The organism is Sporosarcina koreensis (assembly GCF_000826145.2).
In the GTDB taxonomy this organism is placed as follows: domain Bacteria; phylum Bacillota; class Bacilli; order Bacillales_A; family Planococcaceae; genus Sporosarcina; species Sporosarcina trichiuri.
This window is the reverse complement of record NZ_LN651336.1, coordinates 2501-22832: the sequence shown is the minus strand read 5'-3', so window position 1 is coordinate 22832 and position 20332 is coordinate 2501. Positions and strand designations below refer to the sequence as shown.

Sequence of the window (20332 nt, the reverse complement as noted above, 5' to 3'; positions counted from 1 at the left end):
ATCTACTCCTTTAACACGGCAGTGATGTAACTGTCCGGATTGAGCAGCACATGTGCTGCATCCGAGATGTACGGGTAAATCCACTCCGTTCCGACTCCGTATGCAACGGACAGAGCGACTAGCAGGACTGCAGGAAACATCATCCGGCGGTATATGCTGCGGTCTGACGGCCTGAGGACTTTCGGTTCTCCCCAGAACGCATAGACGAATATCCGGATGACGGAAAGCAGGACGACGAGACTGGAAGCCAGTATTACGATCGTGCTGAACAGACGGCCGTGTTCAAAACCGCCCTGGACGATCAGGAGCTTGCCGACGAACCCGCTGAGCGGGGGGATGCCGGCCAGCCCGAAGGCCGCAACCAGGTACATCCAGCCGAGGGACGGATGAGTCTTGATGAGACCGCCCATTTCGCGGAGATTCGATGTCCCGGTCACATAGATGATAATGCCGATGAGCAGGAACAGGGCCCCTTTGATGAGCATGTCATGAAGCAGATAGAAGATGGCACCCTGCATGCCGGGTTCGTTCATCTGCGCGACGCCGAACAGGATGACACCGATTGCGATCAGGATATTGTAGATGATGATCTGCTTCAAGTCGAAATAGGCGAGTGCACCGATACAGCCGGCTGCAATGGTCAGGAGGGCGAGCACAAGCAGGATCGTGTGCGTGAAGCCCAGGTCACTCACAAAGAACAGCGTATCGATTCTCATGATGGCGTAGACGCCGACCTTCGTCAGCAGAGCGCCGAACAGTGCCAGAATCGGCACAGGCGGCGCGGCATATGAACCGGGCATCCAGAAGTACAGCGGGAAGATCCCCGCTTTGATGCCGAAGACGAGCATCATCAGCACACCGATCACCGATAGGATCGGCGGTTGTCCGATGCTTGCAATCTTATCGCCGATATCCGCCATGTTGAGCGTGCCGACGACTGAGTACAAATACGCAATGGTAATGACGAAGAATGCTGATGAAATGACATTGACCAGTATGTATTTAATGGACTCACGGAGCTGCCGCTTTTCACCGCCGAGTACGATCAGCAGGTAGGACGCAATCAGCAGCACCTCAAAGAATACGAACATGTTGAAAATGTCTCCCGTGGTGAATGCGCCATTCACCCCGGTGATCATGAACAGGATGGCGGGATAGTAGAAAAAGCGCTCCCGTTCACGCCCGATCGAGCTGAAGCTGTAGATGACGATGATCAGTGTGATGATCAGTGTCGTCGTCACGAGGAGTGCGGACAGCATATCGGATACCAACGTGATGCCGAACGGCGCCGGCCAGCTGCCGAGCGTGATCGACTGGATCCCGTCCTGTTTCACTTTATAAACAAGAGAAAGTGCGGCAGCGATGCCGGCACTGAGCCCGATAACCGTCAGTACCCGCTGGATGCGAACTTGCTCCTTGAAGAACAGCAGCAGGATCGCAGTGAAGAACGGGATGATGATCGGAAACAACAAAAGGTTAATCATGTTCATCATTTCCTTTCATCAGACTGAGGTCATCCGTCTTATGGACAGCATACGTCCGGTACGCCAGCACGAGGATGAACGCCGTCACCCCGAAGCTGATGACGATCGCCGTCAGGATCAGCGCCTGGGGGAGAGGATCTGCAAATGAATCCACTCCGTCAGCGAGAACAGGCGGGGCATCGCCGCCGAGCCCGCCCATCGTCAGGATGAACAGATGGGCGCCGTGACTCAGCAGCCCAGTACCGAGCACGACCTTGATGAGACTTCTGGACAGTATTAAGTAGATGGCAGCTGTGAAGAGCAGGCCCGCTGTGACAGCCATGAGTAATTCCATTAGTCATCCCCTCCGATCGACTGGATGATGGTGATGGCAGCACCGACGACGACGAGGTAGACCCCTGCGTCGAACAGCATCGCCGTATGAAGCTCCGTATCCCCGAACAGCGGCAGGTCGAAATGGCCGAATGCATGAGTGAAAAACGGAACGTCGAACAGTATCGAGCCGGCAGCTGTGCTGAACGATAGCAGCAGGCCGATGCCGATGACAATTGTGAAATTGAACGGCAGCGTCGCCTGGATCGTCTCCAGATCATACGCGAGCAGCAGAAGCACGATTGCGCCTGTCGTCAGCAGCCCGCCGACGAACCCGCCGCCCGGGGCAAAGTGTCCGGCAAAGAAAATATGGATCGAGAACAAGAAAATGATGAAGAACGCGACCTTGGTCGTCGTCTGCAATATGACGTTATTTTTTCTCATCATCTGACCCCTTTCCTGCAAGGCGGAGACGGATCATGCCGAGCACCGCAATGCCTGCGATCGACAGGACGGCAATTTCGAACAGTGTATCAAAGCCCCGGTAATCGACGAGGATGACGTTCACGATATTTCCGCCGCCCGCTTCCGTGTGGACGGTGTCCTTATAGAACTGTGAGATGCTGTCGATCAGTTTGTTGGAATGCGCCGAAATGGCGACGAGTGTCATCGCAAGTCCGACACTGCCTGCGATGACCGCATTGACCACTTTGTTCTGCTTTGTCTCCCCATGGGTCTTCATCGCCGGCAGATGCCGGAATGCCAGGAGGAAGAGCGCAACGGAAATGGTTTCGATCACAAGCTGTGTGAGTGCCAGGTCAGGTGCTTTGAACAGGACGAAGAACAAAGCGACGGAATAGCCGACCGCACCGAGAGCGATGATGGCGGAAATCCGGTTTTTCGACATGATGACCATGCCGGCGCCGAGAATGGCCACAATCGCGTTCATGACAGCGAACAGTGTGATCGGTGACAGGCTGTCCATATCGAGACGGAAAGCCCCTTTTGCAAACAGGATGACGATCGTCATCACGGACAGGAATGCGAACATATAGATGAGGTACGTCCGGATGACCCCTGTCATATAGGAGCGTGACAGCTTGTTCATACCGCGTTCCGAAGCGGACATGATGCCGTTATACAGTCCATTCAGGGAAAGCTTTTCAGGCTGCAGCGCATAGACCGCACGCCATTTCGGAATCGATGCGAACAGCACGGAACCGAACACGATGACGCCGACTGTCAGCCAGAGAGGGACGGATTCGAACCCGTGCCAGGCGGCTACATGGACTTCCGCAGCAGCAGGTGAGCTGTAGAGCTGCGGCTGGGCAGCTGCCACTGCAGGCGCGACCAGCCATTTGCCGACCACATTCGGGATGAAGAAGATCACGATGACGCCGACTGCCAGGATCACAGGTGAAACGAGCATGCCAGCCGGTGCCTCGTGAGGCTGTTTCGGCAGCTTGTCCGCTTTCCGTTTCCCTGCGAACGTATTGAAGACGAAGTAGAAGCTGTAGACGAACGTGAATACGCTTGCAATCCAGGCGATGACGGGGAACAGGACGCCCCACGTATCGAAGCTGAACAAATCGAAATTCTTCAAGTTCACCATGGATTCCAGGAACAGCTCCTTACTGAGGAATCCGCCGAACGGCGGCAGTCCGGCCATCGACAGTCCGCCGATGAAAGCGACCGAGAAGCTGATCGGCATGAGACTCATGAGCCCGCCGAGCTTACGGATGTCACGCGTGCCGGTTTCGTGGTCGATAATACCGGCCACCATGAACAGGCTCCCTTTGAACACGGCATGATTGACAAGATGGAAAATCGCCGCGAACATCGCAATCCGGAACATTTTGTCGTCCGTATGGTAGGCGATCGCCCCGGCACCGAGAAGCGACATGATCAATCCGAGCTGGCTGACTGTTGAAAACGCCAGGATTCCTTTCAGATCTGTCTGTTTCACGGCAAAGAAAGAACCCCACATCAGGGTGAGCAGGCCGATTCCCGATACGAGCCAGATCCATACGGAGGAGTCTGCGAAAATCGGCGTGAATCGTGCGACCAGATACAGGCCGGCCTTGACCATGGTCGCCGAGTGCAGGTACGCACTGACCGGTGTCGGTGCCTCCATCGCATCCGGCAGCCAGATGTAGAACGGGAACTGGGCAGACTTGGTGAATGCACCAAGGAGCAGCAGGACGGCAGCCAGCGTGAACAGCGGATCACCCGCGTAGTCAGGCAGCCGTACAATCAGTTCGCGTATTGAATATGTATCGCCCATTGTTCCGAGAAGGACAAATCCCCCGAGCATCATCAGCCCGCCGCCGACCGTGATCATCATCGACTTCAGCGCGCCGAAACGGGAACCGTCCCGCTTATACCAGTATCCGATCAAGAGGAAGGAGGAAATGGAAGTGAGCTCCCAGAATAAGTATAACGAGATGACATTATCAGACTGGACGACACCGAGCATCGCCGTCATGAAAAGCAGCAGATATACATAGAAGTTCCCAAGATTCTCTTTTTGGCGATCCAGGTAGAAGATCGAATACAGGACGACCAGGGTGCCGATGCCTGTGATGAGGAGGGTGAACAGGAGACTGAGCCCGTCCAGATAGGATGTAAATGAGATTCCGAGTGAAGGAATCCAGTCAAACGCTGAGACCGACTGTCCTCCGCCTGCAATATGCGGGACGAATGTGCTGTAATAGACGAACAGCACAGCCGGAACAGCCAGGACAAACCAGCCTGTGTGGATGCCGGTGACACGCCGGAACAATGCCGGGATGAGCAGGGCAGCGGCTGCCGGCAGAAATATGAACCAAACAAACTCCACGTAAACTTCCCCTTTCCTAAGCTAACTAGATGTCGACATTGTTTTAAAGTATAACGCAAAACCAGGCCGAATGCACAGCCGGCACTTAGAAACAATTGCAGGAGGTCAATCACTTCCTATATTATAGAGTCATTGGGAAAACCGAGAAAAATAGAAGCCCGCAGAGGTGTATTATGAAAAATCCATACTTATTCAGTTACTTGCCGTTCTTCACGATCATGCTATTCAGCCTGACGTTCGGCGTCTATACAGTCAGCTGGTCGCTCGGCATCTTCCGGGAGATCGGCCTGTATAACGGACTTCTAGAATTTTTGACGGACACACAGATGAAACTGTTCCTGCTGACCATCTACGCACTTGCCTATTTCATGGTCTTCAGCGCGCTGAAACTCATAGCGGAAACAATACATGAGACGGCTATGCTGTTCTTTTACAGGAACCGTCCTGCCGATGATGAAAAGGGGATACCGCTCCCTGACGGACGGGGCGGAAAACTGATCTATTTCATCGGCGCATTGGCATCAGTCGCCGCTGTCCAGTCCATCGTCTGGCTGAGTGCGGTCTTTCTGGCGGCTGCATTCATCTATTTCATCTACAGTACGTATCAGCTGCACCATCAATTTTCCATGATGACGATTATCGGCGTCATTTTCTTCGAGGTTGTCATATGGGCGGTCCTGCTGTTCGCCGTCGTCTATATACTGCTCAGATTGTATAATGGGATCTCCGCGAGTATTCCGGGCATGGAAAAAGACCAGCTGCCGATGGGCAGCTAGTCTGACAGAGCGGCGGAAAATAAACGCAAATGTAATTTCTGTTCACTTTCCTGCTGGAGTCTGCGCGGCCGGTCATCACCTGTCCAGACAGCTGCTGTATGATCGGCATCCATGCCGGCGACCCACAGATCTTTATAGTCTGACGTCGTTCCGGTTTTCGCGCCAGTGTAGCCGGTTGTCTGCCGGACCCCGTTTGCCGTGCCGGTCCGCACAGTTTCCGCAAGCATCGAGCGGACAGCGGCAGCGGTCTTGGCTGACCAGACCGTCTGACGCATGTCATCCCATTTGTACAGCACCGTTCCGTTCCGGTCCTTCACGGAACGGATTGCTCTGGACGGTTTGTATGTACCGTCGACGAAGCTCGTATAGGCGTCCGCCATTTCATAAGGTGTGGTCCCGTGCTCGAATCCGCCGAGCGCAGCTGTGTATTGCCGGTCCTTCGCCGTGAAGTGGTCAAACTGGAACGGCTCCAGATAGGAGAACGCCTTGTCTGCACCGACACGCTGCATGATCCGGACGGCACTCGTGTTATAGCTTCGGCTGAATGCTTTCTTCAGCGTTGTCACGCCGTACTGATACCCGCCGAAGTTCTCGGGACAGTAGGAACCGATGCAGATCGGGCTGCCGTCGATCGGTGAGTTTTCCGTGAAAGGCCCGCTTTCCAGGTAAGGCGCGTAGACGAGCAGCGGCTTGATGGCGGAACCGGGCTGGCGTACGGCCTGATACGAACGGTTGAAATCACCTTTACGATAACCATAGCCGCCGTACAGGGCAGCGAGTTCGCGTGTGTCGTTATCGATAATTGCAGCCCCGGCCTGGATGCCCCGGCCATTGAGCAGGGAAGATATCCGCTCTTCGACGTTCTGCTGTTTCAGCGGATCGAGCGCTGTATCGATTTGCACACCGGAATCGACGACCTCCGATACCTTTTGATCGGCCTGCTGCCGAATCGCTGTCCGCTGCTCCTTGTTTTCCGCCTTCAGCAGCCGCTCCGAGAATCCTTCTTTTTCATACACAAGCTGTTTCAGTTCATGCATCACGTATGTATGATAAACGGGAAATCTGCTGTTCTTCCGTTTGACCTGCAGGACGACCGGACGTTTTCCGATCGCTTCACTTTCCGCTTTTGTAATGACGCCGGCTGCTGCCAGCACATCGAGCAGTCGCTGCTGCCGTTTTTTCGCGGCATCGAAATGACGCAGCGGGTCATACATCGACGGGTTGTTCGGAATCGCCGCCAGGAATGCGGTCTCCTCTTCGTTCAGCTGGCTCAGCTGTTTGCTGAAATAGTAGGTGGCGGCGCCTCCTATGCCGTATACTTGATTGCCGAAATACATTTCATTCATGTACATCTCAAGGATTTCCTCTTTCGTCGACTGTTTCTCGAGTTCCGCCGAATAAAGGATTTCCCTGAATTTCCGTTCATATGTCTTTTCAGGGGAGAGGAAGCGCATCCTCACCACTTGCTGGGTGATCGTCGACGCTCCCTGGGTCAGCCCGTCGGATGCGGCATTCACTGCGAAGGCCCGTGCAATCGCGGCAACATCATATCCGCGATGCTCGTAGAACCCCTTGTCCTCACTTTCCAGGAACAGCTGTTTCGCAAATAGTGGGATTTCCCCGATCGGCAGCGGATCCCGCCATTCCGAATAGTCCTCCGCGAACAGTGCACCGTTCCGATCATATAACGTCATCGGTATAGTGACGGGCGGCTCTGAAAGTTCAATCGTCTCTTCAACTTGTTCCTTATACGCGTTCGCTTCCTGCCACTCTGCCGCAACTGCATTCTGCAGCCAGAAGAGCAGCGGGAGGCTGAGCAGCGCAACAGCGATTCCTGCCAGCTGTCTCACGGTCTGTTCCCCCTCAAATTGTTTCACTGTAACAAAATATAGCACACTCCGGCGTGTGGAGTGTGCTATATTTCAAATCTATTTCTCCTGGGACTCGGCAAGGAAATCTTCGAAGTCCTGGGTTGGCTTCCGCTTCGCGTAATAGAGGAAAGCGAAGCCGAGCAGGAAGAGGACCCCGGTCGTGATGAAAACTGATGAAATTCCGAGGAATCCGCTGACAATCCCGCCGAACATCGGTCCGATGATGTTGCCGAGGAACCGGAAGCTCGTATTGTAGCCCATCACTTCGCCCTGGATATCGATCGGGGCTTCCCGCCGTACCAGCGCGGTCGTGATCGGGATCATGCCGCCCATTGAAATACCGAACAGCAGCCGCCAGATGACGAGCTGCCACAGGCTGCCGACGAATGCCTGCGGAATGATGAAGAGGAAAGACAGGATGAGCAGGAAGCTGAGAATCTTCTCATAGCCGATCTGGTCGCCGAGCTTGCCCCATTTCCGGGCGAACAGCAGGTTTCCGACACCGGCAGCGCTGAACGTGATGCCTGCCAGAAATGCCACATCCTCGGAGGTCGTCAGGTGGGAAACGTACAGGGACAGCAGCGGCTGGATGCTGAAATTCCCGATCTGGATCAGCGACGTCACAACCATAACGTTGAGCATGAGCCGGTGTTTCAGCAGCCCGCCGAGAATCGTTTTGCGTGAATAGGAAACCGCCCGGCTGCTTTTCACCTTCCGCTCTTCCTTGATACCAAAGATGATGATCAAAGCTGCAATGATGACGGAAACGGAGGTGATGACAAACGTATACTGGAACCCGAATGCGTCTGCCAGCAGTCCGCCGAGCACCGGTCCGAACAGCGTCCCGGTGACACTCCCCATCTGGAGGGTCCCGAGGCGTTTCCCGGCTTCTTCCCGTTTCGTATTAGCTGAAATGAATGCGAGTGAGGTGGGGATGAAGCCGGTGACGACACCATTCAGCAGGCGTAATATGAAGAAAGCTTCCACTGAATGGATGAACCCCATCAGGAAGACGGAGACGGCAATCCCGAATCCATTGATAATGAGGATCGGTTTGAAGCCGTACTTATCCGCAATCCGCCCCCAGATCGGGGACATGATCAGCGCTGTAATGAATGTCGCACCAAATACAAGGCCTGACCATTTCTGCACGTAGGCATCGGAATAGTTCCCGAACGTCTCGATATAAAGAGATAAGAAGGGCATGATCATCGTCATGGTGCCTGCGACGAGGAAGTTGGAAACCCAGATGATGATGAAATTTCGTTTTTGTATATCCATAGAAGTCCTTCCCTCTGTACAAACTGTATTTTTTCAGTATAGAACAATTCGGCACCCGAAGGAAGTCAAGTGCTTGCAGTTCGGTTTGAACGCCGGATATGGTAAACTTGTTCAGGGTGAAGCAAATTGAATAAGAAACTGTGCATAGTTGCACTTACGGCTGTCCTGTTGCTCGTGTTGTCCGCATGCGGACAACAGCAGGCGAAAGAGGGGAAGACAGCCGACGAAGAAGAGGCAGCCACGGCAGAACAGCCGAAAAACACTATTCCTGAGGAGGATTCCCACATGTATCCGCAATTATCAAAAGAAACAGCAGCAGGCGAACGTCTTATTACGATGAATACCACAATGGGACCGATCAAAATCAAGCTTTTTGAAGAAAAGGTGCCGAAAACGGTTGAAAACTTCATTGAGCACGCAAAAGAAGGCTACTATGACGGAATCATCTTCCACCGGGTCATCAAGGACTTCATGATCCAGGGCGGCGACCCGACAGGTACAGGAATGGGCGGCGAAAGCATCTACGGCGGCTCATTCGGAGACGAATTCACAATGGATCTGTTCAACCTGCGCGGTGCGCTCTCCATGGCGAACGCAGGTCCGAACACGAACGGCAGCCAGTTCTTCATCGTGCAGGCGCCAAAGCTGATGGGGGCATCCGTCGAGCAGCTGAAACAAGGCGGCTGGCCGGCAGAAATCGCGGAAGCATATGGGGAAATGGGCGGCACGCCGCACCTCGACCAGAAGCATACCGTATTCGGACAGGTCATCGAGGGCATGGATATCGTTGATAAGATTGCTGCTGTCAAAACGAACAGTAACGATAAGCCTCTCGAAGATGTCAAGATTGAATCGATCGACGTCCAGTAAGGATTTTGTAAATTTTTAGTGTTAGGAAGTGCTTGGCATGATGACGATTCTGATGCCTTTCCTTTACTTTCCGGAAGACAAGACGGAATACATTCCAGCGGCCATTTCCTTTGTCTTCTTCATGATCCTCATGGCGCTGACGCTTTATTGGTTCAGACGGAATTCGAAGAAACAGGAACTGGAAACGAAAGAACTGGAAGAACGGATCCTGCGCGAACGGCGAGAAGCTCGCGAGGCCGGAGAACGACAAAAACAGCATCCTCATGACTGAGGATGCTGTTTTCTTTCTTCTTAGTCCATAGCCCGGACAAACCGGGTGACGCCGTCCTCAACGGTGGAGCGGCATGCAGCGACGTTCATGCGCAGGAACCCGCGGCCGGCTTCACCGTATTTCGTTCCCGGTTCGAGGGCAAGTTTCCCTTTGTTCAGGAGCTTGTCCATCATCTCATCTTCCGACAGGCCGGTTCCCCGGTAGTCGATCCACAGCAGGTACGTGCCTTGCGGTTTGGTGACACGGACGCCCGGGACCTGTGCAGGAAGTGTGTCCACCACATAATCCATGTTACCCGAGACCGTGTCGAGCAATGTCTCGAGCCATGATTCGCCGTGGCGGTAGGCGGCTTGCAGCGCAGTTCCGGCGAAGGCGTTCAATTCCATCTGACCGTGTGCCATGCCGTTGTCCTGCAGTTTCTGACGCAGCGCATCGTCCGGGATGATCATCATCGCCGCCTGGATGCCGGCCAGGTTGAATGTTTTCGTCGGTGCGACGCATGTGATGATCCGTTTGTAGTCGTCACCTGCTGCCAGGTGCAGCGGCGTATGCTTATGCGGAGCGAAGACCAGGTCCGCATGGATTTCATCCGACAGAATGAGCGTATCGTACTTTGCACACAGGCGGACGACTTCCTGCAGCACATCGACCGGCCAGACGATCCCGCCGGGGTTGTGCGGATTGCAAAATATGAATAGTCTGACATTTTTCTTCAAAGAATCTTCCAATTTCTCAAGATCGAGTGAATACTGTCCGTCCCCTTCCGTCAGCCGGCATTCTTCAAGAGTCCGGTGCTGCATGCTCGGCACGCTGGAAAACGGTGGGTAGACAGGCGGTGTTAGTAAGACAGTGTCTCCTTCTTCGGTCAGTGTCTCGACGACGGAAGCAATGGCAGGCACGACACCATGATGGGACAGCATCCATTCGTTTTTCGGTTCGAAGCCGTGCCGCTTCGAAAACCATTCCCGGACAGCGTCTTTACAGCCCTCGCACACGTATGAATAGCCGAACACGCCATGATCCAGCCGTCCCTGAAGCGCGTCAAGCACAGGCTGCGGCGCCTTGAAATCCATGTCCGCTATCCACATCGGCAGGATGTCCTCCGTATTCTCAATGCCATAGATCCTATCCATCCGATCCCACTTCATGGACGTCGTATTCCGTCTTTCGACAAGTTGCGTAAATTCAGTCATATGTATTCCCCCTGTACCATCTGTATTCTTTCACAATCCTATGCTATCATAAATAAAAAAGAAAAATCAGGTGACTTGGTGTGCAAACTGCAGAAATCAATAAAAAAGCAGCGGCTCTGCTGGAAGAATGGGACCCGTTCCTAGCGGGGCCGAAAGCGTATGGACGGGAGATCGCGATAATCCTGGGCGAACTGGAAGTCCTGGATCATCCGAGTGATCTCGCAAAACGGATCCGCGATGTCTATGAACCTTGTTGCGGTCTGTGGATTCCGCTGGAAGACTGCATGCAGATCTCCTATAAGCTGCTCGCTGTGAAGTTCGAAGCGAAATGTATCATATCGTAATAGGCAGTACGGCCGTCAAGTGACTATCTTTTGCTCCCGCTAGTGTTCCGATGCTATACTGATAGTGGCCGTTATGGCAATTTCAGATAGTCAAAACACGATTGGGAGCTGTTCGCATGACAGGTAAATACGAAGCAGGTCAGGAACTGTCAGGTACAGTGACGGGGATTCAGCCTTATGGCGCATTCGTCGCTCTGGATGATCAGACACAGGGGCTCGTCCACATTTCCGAAATCACATACGGATTTGTGAAGGACATCCATGAGCATCTGGCTGTAGGGCAGCAGGTGAACGTGAAGATTTTGGATGTTGATGAACAAGATCACAAGATCAGTCTGTCCATCCGGGCATTGCAGGAACCGCCTGCTGCCGCTAAGAAAAACAACCGCCCCCGCAAGTCGCTGCAAGAACGGGTCGACGAGCAGGACGAAACAGGATTCAACTCACTGAAAGACAAACTTCGCGACTGGATCGACAAATCAGGCTATTGAAGACGGAGAAGGGGCATCATGCCTCTCCTCCGTTTTTGTTTTTCCGCAGCCGGTATTGCAGATTCTGCCGGCTCATCGACAGGGCATTCGCTGTGCGGGTGATATTTCCGTCATGCATGGCAAGCGCCCGCTGTATATAGTAGGATTCCGCTTCCCGCAAGAACTTGTCGAGCGGCAGGAAATCACTGCCGCCTGCCGGCTGGAATGGGGAGGCAAGGGCTGTGCCGGTTTCCAATGCATTGCTCTTGTTCCTGAAATGGAGCGGCAGCATATCCACTGATATAATCGTCTCCGACGAGGCGAGTGACGCGACCTCATCGAGCAGCACTTCGAGCTCGCGCATATTTCCCGGCCAGGAGTACGACAGGAACAGATCCTGTACATCCTCTGTGATGTCTTCCAAGACCGTCCCGAAGCTTTCTCTGCGTCTGGCCAAATATCTCCTGACGAAGGGCAGGATATCTTCCGTCCGTTCCCGCAAAGGAGGGAAGCGGATCGTGAAAGAGGCAAAGAAGTAATAGAGTTCCTTCAGTAGTACACCTGAGGAGATGAGTTCCACGGGATCTTCCCCGATACTTGCGATGAACTGCCGTGACCCTGCTTCAGAGGTTTCAAGGATTTCCAGCAATTTTCGCTGGAGCTTGATGGATAGAAAGTCGATACGTTCACAAAATAACGTGAACGGTGCGTCTTCTGCCAATTTTCCAGCCAGCCGTTCGATGGCCTGCATATCCGAACGATTGCAATATAGCGTATAGAACGATGAGTCCTCATCAGGCACCTCATGATGGATCCCTTGCGCGACAAGGTCTTTCCCAGTGCCGGCTTCTCCTATGAGCAGAACAGGGAGCCGTGCGCGCACCGCTTTCTTGGCCGTCGCGATGATTCGTTTCATGGACTCCGACTCAGCCACGATATGGTTGAGAAGGATGGGATCCCTGTCCTTCTTCAGCGGCTGGAGGACGAACTTCTCGAGTGCAGTGACGTCATGTGACAATTCGATCGCGCCGATCAGCCGTCCGTCCTGGACGATCGGATAGGTGTTATTGATGGTCGTGATTTCGGTTTCATTGCGGTTCCAGTACGTCTGTTTGATATTCAGCTGTTCTTTTCCGTTTTGCAGCACTTCCATAAGTGTGCTCGGCTGCTGACGGAATTTAAACAGTTCAAGGATGGACAACTCCCGGATATCCTCGAGTTCCAGCCCTTCGATCTCTTTCATCTTGTCATTGTAGATTATCGTCCGGCCATCACTGTTGACAGCGTGGATGCCGATTCCCGCATTCTGGACAGCGAATTCATAGAAAGGGAAGAGTGATTCGTCGAAACTGTTCATTCATTGACACCGCCCAACTTTTTCTCTGTTTTAAACAATAATACTTGCAATGCGCAATAATATCTTGCATTATTATAAATGTAATCACGAACGGAGTGCAAACTTTTTTTGCGCTAATTCAAAGGAGGACTATCATGATTCCCTACAAACATGAACCATTTACAGACTTCACTAAGGAAGAAAATAAAAAAGCATTCGAGGAAGGCTTGAAAACAGTTGAAGCTTACCTTGGTAAAGATTATCCCCTGATTGTAGGCGGAGAGCGTATCATGACAGATGACAAGCTAGTGTCATTCAATCCAGCCAACAAAGAAGAAACAATCGGCCGCGTATCCAAAGCGAGCAAAGACATCGCGGAAAAGGCGATGAAAATCGCTGACGAAACGTTCAGCACATGGAGAAAGACAGATCCGCAGATGCGTGCGGATATCCTGTTCAAAGCAGCTGCAATCGTACGCCGCCGCAAGCACGAATTCTCAGCTCTTCTGACGAAAGAAGCAGGGAAGCCTTGGAACGAAGCGGACGCGGACACTGCTGAAGCAATCGACTTCATGGAATACTACGGCCGCCAGATGCTTACGCTGAAAGACGGCATCCCTGTAGAAAGCCGTCCGGGCGAGTTCAACCGTTTCGGTTACATTCCGCTCGGCGTAGGCGTTGTCATCTCCCCATGGAACTTCGCATTCGCGATCATGGCCGGAACAACTGTCGCAGCACTCGTGACAGGTAATACAGTTCTTCTGAAACCTGCATCGACAACTCCGGTTGTTGCCTACAAGTTCATGGAAGTGCTCGAAGAAGCAGGAATGCCTGCAGGTGTTGTAAACTACGTGCCGGGTTCAGGCGCTGAAGTGGGCGACTACCTCGTCGACCACCCGCGTACACGGTTCGTCTCCTTCACAGGATCGCGCGAAGTCGGAACACGCATCTACGAGCGCGCTTCGAAAGTGAACGAAGGGCAGATCTGGCTGAAGCGTGTCATCGCTGAAATGGGCGGTAAAGATACAATTGTCGTGGACAGCGAAGCGGATCTTGAACTTGCTGCTCAGTCCATCGTCAAATCGGCGTTTGGCTTCAGCGGTCAGAAATGCTCGGCCTGCTCACGTGCCATCATCCATGAAGATGTGTACGACACAGTTGTCGGCCGTGTCGAGGAACTGACGAAGGAATTGACGTACGGAGATCCGGCGGACCAGTCGAACTTCGCAGGTCCTGTTATCGACAAAAATGCTTTCGATAAAATCATGGGTTATGTTGAAATCGGCAAAAAAGAAGGACGTCTCATCGCGGGCGGCGAAGGGGACGACTCAAAAGGGTTCTTCATCGCACCGACAGTATTCGCTGACGTCAAGCCTGATGCACGTATCATGAAAGAAGAAGTATTCGGACCGTTCGTCGCATTGGCGAAAGCGAAAGACTTCACAGAAGCTATCGAAATGGCGAACGACACAGACTACGGCCTGACAGGCGCAGTCATCACGACGAACCGTGAACACTTGGAGCAGGCTCGTGAAGACTTCCATGTCGGGAACCTGTACTTCAACCGCGGCTGCACAGGCGCGATTGTTGGATACCAGCCATTCGGCGGATTCAACATGTCCGGAACTGACTCGAAAGCAGGCGGCCCGGATTACCTGCAGCTCCACATGCAGGGCAAGACAACTTCGGAAATGTTCTAATAAGCTGATCAGACAACTATCACAGCAGCCTGCCCCAGGGCAGGCGCTGCTTTTACATAACAAACCGAGGAGGGATTTTGAATGTCTGTATCTCAACAAGTGATTGAACAAACAAACAAGTATGGTGCACCAAACTATCATCCGCTGCCGATCGTTATTTCTGAAGCCGAAGGTGTATGGGTAAAGGATCCGGAAGGTAACAAATATATGGATATGCTTTCTGCGTACTCTGCAGTGAACCAAGGACACCGTCACCCGAAAATCATCCAGGCACTGAAGGACCAGGCAGACAAAGTAACCCTTACTTCCCGTGCATTCCACAGCGACCAATTGGGCCCATGGTATGAAAAAGTGACTGAACTGTCAGGCAAAGAAATGGCTCTTCCGATGAACACAGGAGCTGAAGCTGTAGAAACAGCGATCAAAGCAGCGCGCCGCTGGGCATATGATGTCAAAGGCGTTGAAGCGGACAAAGCGGAGATCATCGGCTGCGAAGGCAACTTCCATGGCCGGACGATGGGTGCTGTTTCCCTTTCATCCGACCCTGAATACAAGCGCGGGTTCGGTCCGATGCTGCCGGGCATCAAGCTTGTGCCGTATGGCGATATTGATGCACTTGAACAAGCGATCACGAAAAATACAGCTGCCTTCATCATCGAGCCGATTCAAGGGGAAGCAGGAATCCTCATCCCTCCTGCAGGCTATTTGAAAAAAGCGCGCGAACTCTGCAAGGAGAACAATGTATTGTTCATTGCAGACGAAATCCAGGCGGGTCTTTGCCGTACTGGTAAAATGTTTGCATGTGAGTGGGAAGATGTAGATCCTGATATGTATATCCTCGGCAAGGCATTGGGCGGCGGCGTGTTCCCGATTTCCTGTGTCGTTGCAGATAAGGAAGTCCTGGAAGTGTTCAACCCTGGTTCACACGGTTCGACATTCGGCGGAAACCCGATGGCGTGCGCAGTTTCCATCGCATCCCTGGATGTCCTGCAGGATGAGAAACTCGCTGAACGCTCGGAAGAACTCGGCAACTACTTCAAAAGCGAGCTCGCAAAGATCGAGAACGACGTCATTAAAGAAGTCCGCGGACGCGGTCTCTTCATCGGCATGGAGCTGACAGAAGAAGCGCGGCCATATTGTGAAAAACTGAAAGAACTTGGCCTGCTCTGCAAAGAAACGCATGATACAGTCATCCGTTTTGCGCCGCCTTTAGTGATCAGCAAAGAAGATTTGGACTGGGCAATCGAGAAGATCAAAAGTGTCTTTGCGAACTAAAAAACTTTCCAATTCGACAGACCGATATGATACGATGAACTAGGAAAAACCATTATGAAACAAAGAGGCGAGCCAAACCAATGACTGAAAACCTGAATCTGTTCACATCTACACAAGTTGTTATCAAAGAGGCACTTGACAAGCTGGGCTACGATGAAGGCATGTATGATCTTCTGAAAGAACCGATGCGCATGACGGAAGTCCGCATTCCGGTCAAAATGGACGACGGGAAAGTGAAAGTATTCACTGGATACCGCGGCCAGCATAACGATGCAGTCGGCCCTACAAAAGGCGGCGTGCGCTTCCACCCAGACGTGACATTGGACGAAGTCCGTGCGCTGTCGATGTGGATGACGCTGAAAGCCGGTATTGTAGATCTCCCGTATGGCGGAGGTAAAGGCGGCGTTGTCTGTGATCCGCGAGAAATGTCGATGGGTGAGCTGGAACGTCTGAGCCGCGGCTATGTACGCGCTCTTTCCCAAGTGATGGGGCCGACAAAAGACATTCCTGCTCCGGACGTCTTCACGAACGCTCAGATCATGGCGTGGATGATGGATGAATACAGCCGGATCGACGAGTTCAACTCTCCGGGCTTCATCACAGGCAAACCGATTGTCCTCGGCGGATCACAAGGCCGTGACCGTGCGACTGCTGAAGGTGTTACAATCATCATCAACGAAGCAGCGAAACGCCGTGGCATTGATATGAAAGGTGCACGGATCGTCATCCAGGGATTCGGCAACGCCGGAAGCTTCCTGTCGAAGTTCCTTCATGATGCAGGTGCGAAAGTCATCGGTATCTCGGATGCATACGGTGCATTGCATGATCCGGACGGTTTGGATATCGACTATCTCCTTGACCGCCGCGACAGCTTCGGAACAGTCACGACGCTGTTCGAAAACACACTGACGAACGAAGAACTGCTCGAGCTGGATTGCGATATCCTCGTTCCGGCAGCGATCGAAAACCAGATTACGGAGCACAACGCACACAACATCAAAGCGAATATCGTTGTGGAAGCGGCGAACGGACCGACAACGAGCGAAGCGACCAAGATTCTTACGGACCGCGGTATCCTCCTCGTTCCGGACGTGCTGGCAAGCGCTGGCGGCGTAACGGTTTCCTACTTCGAGTGGGTGCAGAACAACATGGGCTATTACTGGTCTGAAGAGGACGTGCGTGAACGTATGACCGAGAAAATGGTCACAGCCTTCGATAATGTCTACACGCAGGCAACTACGCGCGGCATTGACATGCGTCTTGCAGCTTATATGATCGGAATCCGCAAAACAGCGGAAGCCTCCCGTTTCCGCGGATGGGCATAAGGAGTACAGAAGAGCGTCCCGCTGCCGGGGCGCTCTTTTCCTGTCTGGCGGTCTATGCAAATCAGTTGCACCGCTGAAAGCTGTGAAACATAATAGAAGGTACCTGAGGAGGCGATGGAAATGGATAATTTCGTATTCCAAAATCCTGTCAAACTGCTGTTCGGAAAAGGACAGGTCAGCAACTTGGCAGACGAACTGAAACAATATGGAAACAAAGTGCTTGTCGTGTACGGCGGCGGGAGCATCAAAACTAATGGTGTGTATGATGATGTCATGAATGTCCTGAAAGACGGCGGCATGACGATCCATGAATTCGGCGGAGTGGAGCCGAATCCCCGTCTGTCCACAGCGATCGCGGCAGCCGATCTGTGTAAGCGGGCAGAAATCGACGTCATCTTGGCCGTCGGCGGCGGCTCGGTCATCGACTGCACAAAACTCATCGCCTGTGCGGCAAAGTATGACGGGAATCCATGGGATTTCGTTGTCCGCAAAGCGACACCGCAAGATGCACTTCCATTCGGCACTGTCCTGACTTTGTCAGCGACCAGCTCGGAGATGAATGCCGGTTCGGTCATAACGAACGAAGCAACGCAAGAGAAATACGGATGGGGAACACCCCTCAACTACCCGAAATTCTCCGTTTTGGATCCGACGTATACAATGTCTGTTCCCCGTGATCAGACAGTCAATGGAATCGTCGATACAATGTCCCATATCTTCGAGGAGTATTTCAATGAATCCTCGAATACGCCATTCCAGGACGAGATGTGTGAAAGTGCTCTCCGCACGATTATCCGTACAGGCGCCCAAGTCGTCGATCACCCCGATGATTACGAGCTCCGTGCGACAATGATGCTCGCAGGCGTCTGGGGATTGAACGGCTTCCTGCGAATGGGGTATACAGGTGACTGGGGAACCCATGACATCGAACATGCAGTATCGGCAGTCTACGACATCCCGCATGCCGGAGGACTTGCAATCCTGTTCCCTGAGTGGATGCGCTATACGATGCATCTGAACCCGAAACGGTACGCACAGCTCGCAGTGAATGCATTCGGTGTGGACCCAGAAGGGAAGTCAGATGAGGAAATAGCAATCGAAGGCATTGAGAAACTGGAAGCGTTCTGGTCATCGATCGGTGCGCCGCGCAAGCTTGCGGACTACGACATCGATGATTCAAAAATCGAGCTGATGGCAGAAAAAGCAGCTGTCAATGGCCCGCTCGGCAATTTCGCCAAGCTGTCCAAACAGGATGTTGTTCAGATTCTGACAAATTCACTATAAAAAAACGAACCGGCGCCAATTCAAAATTTGGCGATCCGGTCCGTTTTTTATTCTGGTAATTTTTTTCGGTTTTCGATGAGACGGGAGCTGTTCGTGTCGTTCCAGGACTGGATGCCGTCATCACCGATCAGCGAAATGATCACGTCCTGTATTCCTTTCTGTGACAGCACGAGAGTCATCAGGCGATCTTTCACAGCGAGCACATATTCCACTGTATTGGCAGTAGAGACTTCCGCGACGATTTCAACATGCAGGCTTTCCCCTTCTTTCACAACTTCCACACGCTGGATGTCGACTATGTCGGGGTCTTCGGCAACCAGATGTGCGATATGGGCCAGCATTTCCTCATCCGTCTCGCCGATTGCTCCGCGCGCGTTTTCAAGGAACACCTTGCCGACGACGTAAAACATCATCCCACCGATTGCGATGGATGCAATCCCTTCGGCTGCTGTCCATCCGAGGAAGTGGGCCAGCAGGACAGCGATGAATGCAATGACACCTCCGCTCGTTGCCACCAGATCTTCCATGAATACCAACTTTGTCGGGGGCTTCGCTTTGGACAGATGAGCAAAGCTCTTTGGTAGGGAAGAGATCCCATTATGGGCCAGTCCTGCATCGTGCATCACTTCCTTGGAAGCTTTGTAGAGCACGAATGATTCCAGAACAATGCCTAGCCCTAATACACCGAGGTTAATGAGGAGTCCGGTGCTCTCCGCAGGGTGCAAAATGTGATGGATACCTCCGATGATCGTTTCATAGGAAAGAATGGCAACGACAAGGACGGCGCCCAGGCAGACCAGATTGACGATACGTCCGAACCCGTTGGGGAACTTCGGGGTCGGGGCCTTTTTGGATAGAGCGGATCCCGTATAGACAAACAGCTGATTTGCGGCGTCACCCAATGAGTGCATCATCTCCGCATACATTGCGACGTTGCCGGTAAGAAAGAAGGCGCCTGCTTTCAATACAGAGATTATTAAATTGACGATTGCCGCCATGAGAGCGGATCTGTTTCCGTTTTTCAGTAATCCGATCCAACCATTCATTACATCAGTCTCCTTTTAAGTCGCTAGTGGCAATAGTATAGCAAGCCAGATGGGAAAGTCCGGTCAGGCAGCAGCCGGCTGTTTTATTTGCTGAATGTGCAGAACAACCGGCTGTGCTATACTGATTGCTATAACCATTCTCAATCTTTTTCAATCGCTGTCATTGATAGAAAGTGAAGTGTTGTTCATGAACAAGCCTGCTGTCCATCCGGCAATCCCTATTATCATAGGTGTAATTTCTGTTGCCCTTTCTGCCATATTTGTAAAATTGGTGAGTGCTGAAGCCGGAGTCACCGCATTCTATAGGATGTTTTTCTCGGTGATCTTCATGCTTCCCGTTTTTTTATTGAAATACCGGAAGGAAATCAGGGTTCTGACAAAAAGGGATTGGGTTTTTTCCACCCTGGCAGGAATCTTTTTAGCGTTCCATTTCATCTTCTGGTTTGAATCATTGAATTATACATCGGTTGCAAGCTCGACCGTTCTGGTGACACTGCAGCCGATATTCGCATTCGCAGGTACATACTTCTTCTTTAAGGAGAAGATATCGGTAAAAACCATTCTGTCCGCAGTAATTGCGATAATGGGCAGTGTGATCATCAGCTTCGGTGATTTCCGGCTGGGGGGCAGTGCGTTCTTCGGGGACGTCCTCGCT

Annotated in this window: 19 protein-coding genes (1 of these 19 only partly in view); 10 read left to right on the top strand and 9 right to left on the bottom strand. The window is 52.5% G+C overall.

Annotated features, from left to right (window positions below; all coding sequences use genetic code 11):
* Positions 1–2 precede the first annotated feature (2 nt).
* From BN1190_RS03765 to BN1190_RS03750, 4 genes are read right to left on the bottom strand one after another with little or no spacing between them, the layout of a single operon-like run.
* Positions 3–1484, bottom strand: coding sequence for a Na+/H+ antiporter subunit D (locus tag BN1190_RS03765; protein WP_040285706.1), 1482 nt, complete (start codon positions 1482–1484; stop codon positions 3–5).
* Positions 1477–1818, bottom strand: coding sequence for a Na(+)/H(+) antiporter subunit C (locus tag BN1190_RS03760; RefSeq protein WP_040285705.1), 342 nt, complete (start codon positions 1816–1818; stop codon positions 1477–1479). Before BN1190_RS03760 ends, BN1190_RS03765 begins: the two co-directional genes overlap by 8 nt.
* The gene (locus BN1190_RS03755; RefSeq protein WP_040285704.1) at positions 1818–2240 is read right to left on the bottom strand and encodes a Na(+)/H(+) antiporter subunit B; all 423 of its coding nucleotides are present in this window, start codon (positions 2238–2240) and stop codon (positions 1818–1820) included. The genes BN1190_RS03760 and BN1190_RS03755 overlap by 1 nt, the downstream gene beginning before the upstream one ends.
* Entirely contained in the window at positions 2227–4635 is a 2409-nt protein-coding gene (locus BN1190_RS03750) for a Na+/H+ antiporter subunit A (protein WP_040285703.1), read from the bottom strand. The genes BN1190_RS03755 and BN1190_RS03750 overlap by 14 nt, the downstream gene beginning before the upstream one ends.
* A 173-nt stretch (positions 4636–4808) precedes the next feature.
* Between BN1190_RS03750 and BN1190_RS03745 the strand changes: the two genes are divergently transcribed.
* Positions 4809–5411: a DUF5366 family protein gene (locus tag BN1190_RS03745; protein WP_052461678.1), complete on the top strand. Its 603-nt coding sequence runs from the start codon at positions 4809–4811 to the stop codon at positions 5409–5411.
* Here the strand turns inward: BN1190_RS03745 and BN1190_RS03740 are convergent.
* Both BN1190_RS03740 and BN1190_RS03735 read right to left on the bottom strand, forming a co-directional pair.
* On the bottom strand, positions 5408–7261 hold the full coding sequence (locus tag BN1190_RS03740; RefSeq protein ID WP_040285702.1) for a transglycosylase domain-containing protein: 1854 nt from the start codon (positions 7259–7261) through the stop codon (positions 5408–5410). The two genes, BN1190_RS03745 and BN1190_RS03740, sit on opposite strands and share 4 nt — an antisense overlap.
* 78 nt (positions 7262–7339) lie before the next feature.
* The gene (locus BN1190_RS03735; protein ID WP_040285701.1) at positions 7340–8563 is read right to left on the bottom strand and encodes an MFS transporter; all 1224 of its coding nucleotides are present in this window, start codon (positions 8561–8563) and stop codon (positions 7340–7342) included.
* A gap of 285 nt (positions 8564–8848) precedes the next feature.
* Here BN1190_RS03735 and BN1190_RS03730 point away from each other — a divergent pair, with 285 nt between their 5' ends.
* Positions 8849–9433, top strand: coding sequence for a peptidylprolyl isomerase (locus BN1190_RS03730; RefSeq protein ID WP_040285988.1), 585 nt, complete (start codon positions 8849–8851; stop codon positions 9431–9433).
* Between the two features lie 37 nt (positions 9434–9470).
* Positions 9471–9704, top strand: coding sequence for a hypothetical protein (locus BN1190_RS03725; RefSeq protein ID WP_040285700.1), 234 nt, complete (start codon positions 9471–9473; stop codon positions 9702–9704).
* A 20-nt stretch (positions 9705–9724) separates the two neighbouring features.
* Here BN1190_RS03725 and BN1190_RS03720 read toward each other — a convergent pair whose 3' ends face one another.
* A complete protein-coding gene (locus BN1190_RS03720) occupies positions 9725–10897 on the bottom strand; it encodes a MalY/PatB family protein (RefSeq protein WP_040285699.1) in 1173 nt (390 codons plus the stop codon).
* A gap of 80 nt (positions 10898–10977) precedes the next feature.
* On the opposite strand from BN1190_RS03720, the gene BN1190_RS03715 reads away from it, so the two are divergent.
* Together BN1190_RS03715 and yugI are read left to right on the top strand one after the other, a co-directional pair.
* On the top strand, positions 10978–11241 hold the full coding sequence (locus BN1190_RS03715) for a DUF1871 family protein (RefSeq protein ID WP_040285698.1): 264 nt from the start codon (positions 10978–10980) through the stop codon (positions 11239–11241).
* 116 nt (positions 11242–11357) lie between these two features.
* On the top strand, positions 11358–11732 hold the full coding sequence (gene yugI / locus BN1190_RS03710; protein WP_040285697.1) for a S1 domain-containing post-transcriptional regulator GSP13: 375 nt from the start codon (positions 11358–11360) through the stop codon (positions 11730–11732).
* Between the two features lie 16 nt (positions 11733–11748).
* On the opposite strand, the gene BN1190_RS03705 is transcribed toward yugI, so the two are convergent.
* The gene (locus BN1190_RS03705) at positions 11749–13068 is read right to left on the bottom strand and encodes a sigma-54-dependent Fis family transcriptional regulator (protein ID WP_040285696.1); all 1320 of its coding nucleotides are present in this window, start codon (positions 13066–13068) and stop codon (positions 11749–11751) included.
* Positions 13069–13199: 131 nt separating this feature from the next.
* Here BN1190_RS03705 and pruA point away from each other — a divergent pair, with 131 nt between their 5' ends.
* From pruA to BN1190_RS03685, 4 genes are all read left to right on the top strand, one after another.
* A complete protein-coding gene (gene pruA / locus BN1190_RS03700) occupies positions 13200–14747 on the top strand; it encodes an L-glutamate gamma-semialdehyde dehydrogenase (protein WP_040285987.1) in 1548 nt (515 codons plus the stop codon).
* Positions 14748–14828: 81 nt separating this feature from the next.
* On the top strand, positions 14829–16022 hold the full coding sequence (locus tag BN1190_RS03695) for an ornithine--oxo-acid transaminase (protein ID WP_040285695.1): 1194 nt from the start codon (positions 14829–14831) through the stop codon (positions 16020–16022).
* 80 nt (positions 16023–16102) lie between these two features.
* A complete protein-coding gene (locus BN1190_RS03690; protein WP_040285694.1) occupies positions 16103–17347 on the top strand; it encodes a Glu/Leu/Phe/Val family dehydrogenase in 1245 nt (414 codons plus the stop codon).
* A gap of 120 nt (positions 17348–17467) precedes the next feature.
* On the top strand, positions 17468–18631 hold the full coding sequence (locus tag BN1190_RS03685; protein ID WP_040285693.1) for an iron-containing alcohol dehydrogenase: 1164 nt from the start codon (positions 17468–17470) through the stop codon (positions 18629–18631).
* 47 nt (positions 18632–18678) lie between these two features.
* Here BN1190_RS03685 and BN1190_RS03680 read toward each other — a convergent pair whose 3' ends face one another.
* Positions 18679–19677, bottom strand: a complete 999-nt coding sequence (locus BN1190_RS03680; protein WP_040285692.1) for a cation diffusion facilitator family transporter — start codon at positions 19675–19677, stop codon at positions 18679–18681.
* Positions 19678–19864: 187 nt separating this feature from the next.
* Here BN1190_RS03680 and BN1190_RS03675 point away from each other — a divergent pair, with 187 nt between their 5' ends.
* Positions 19865–20332: the 5' portion of a DMT family transporter gene (locus tag BN1190_RS03675; protein ID WP_040285986.1), read on the top strand. 417 nt of this gene lie beyond the right edge of the window; the window shows 468 of its 885 coding nt (coding positions 1–468); the start codon lies at positions 19865–19867; the stop codon falls past the right edge of the window.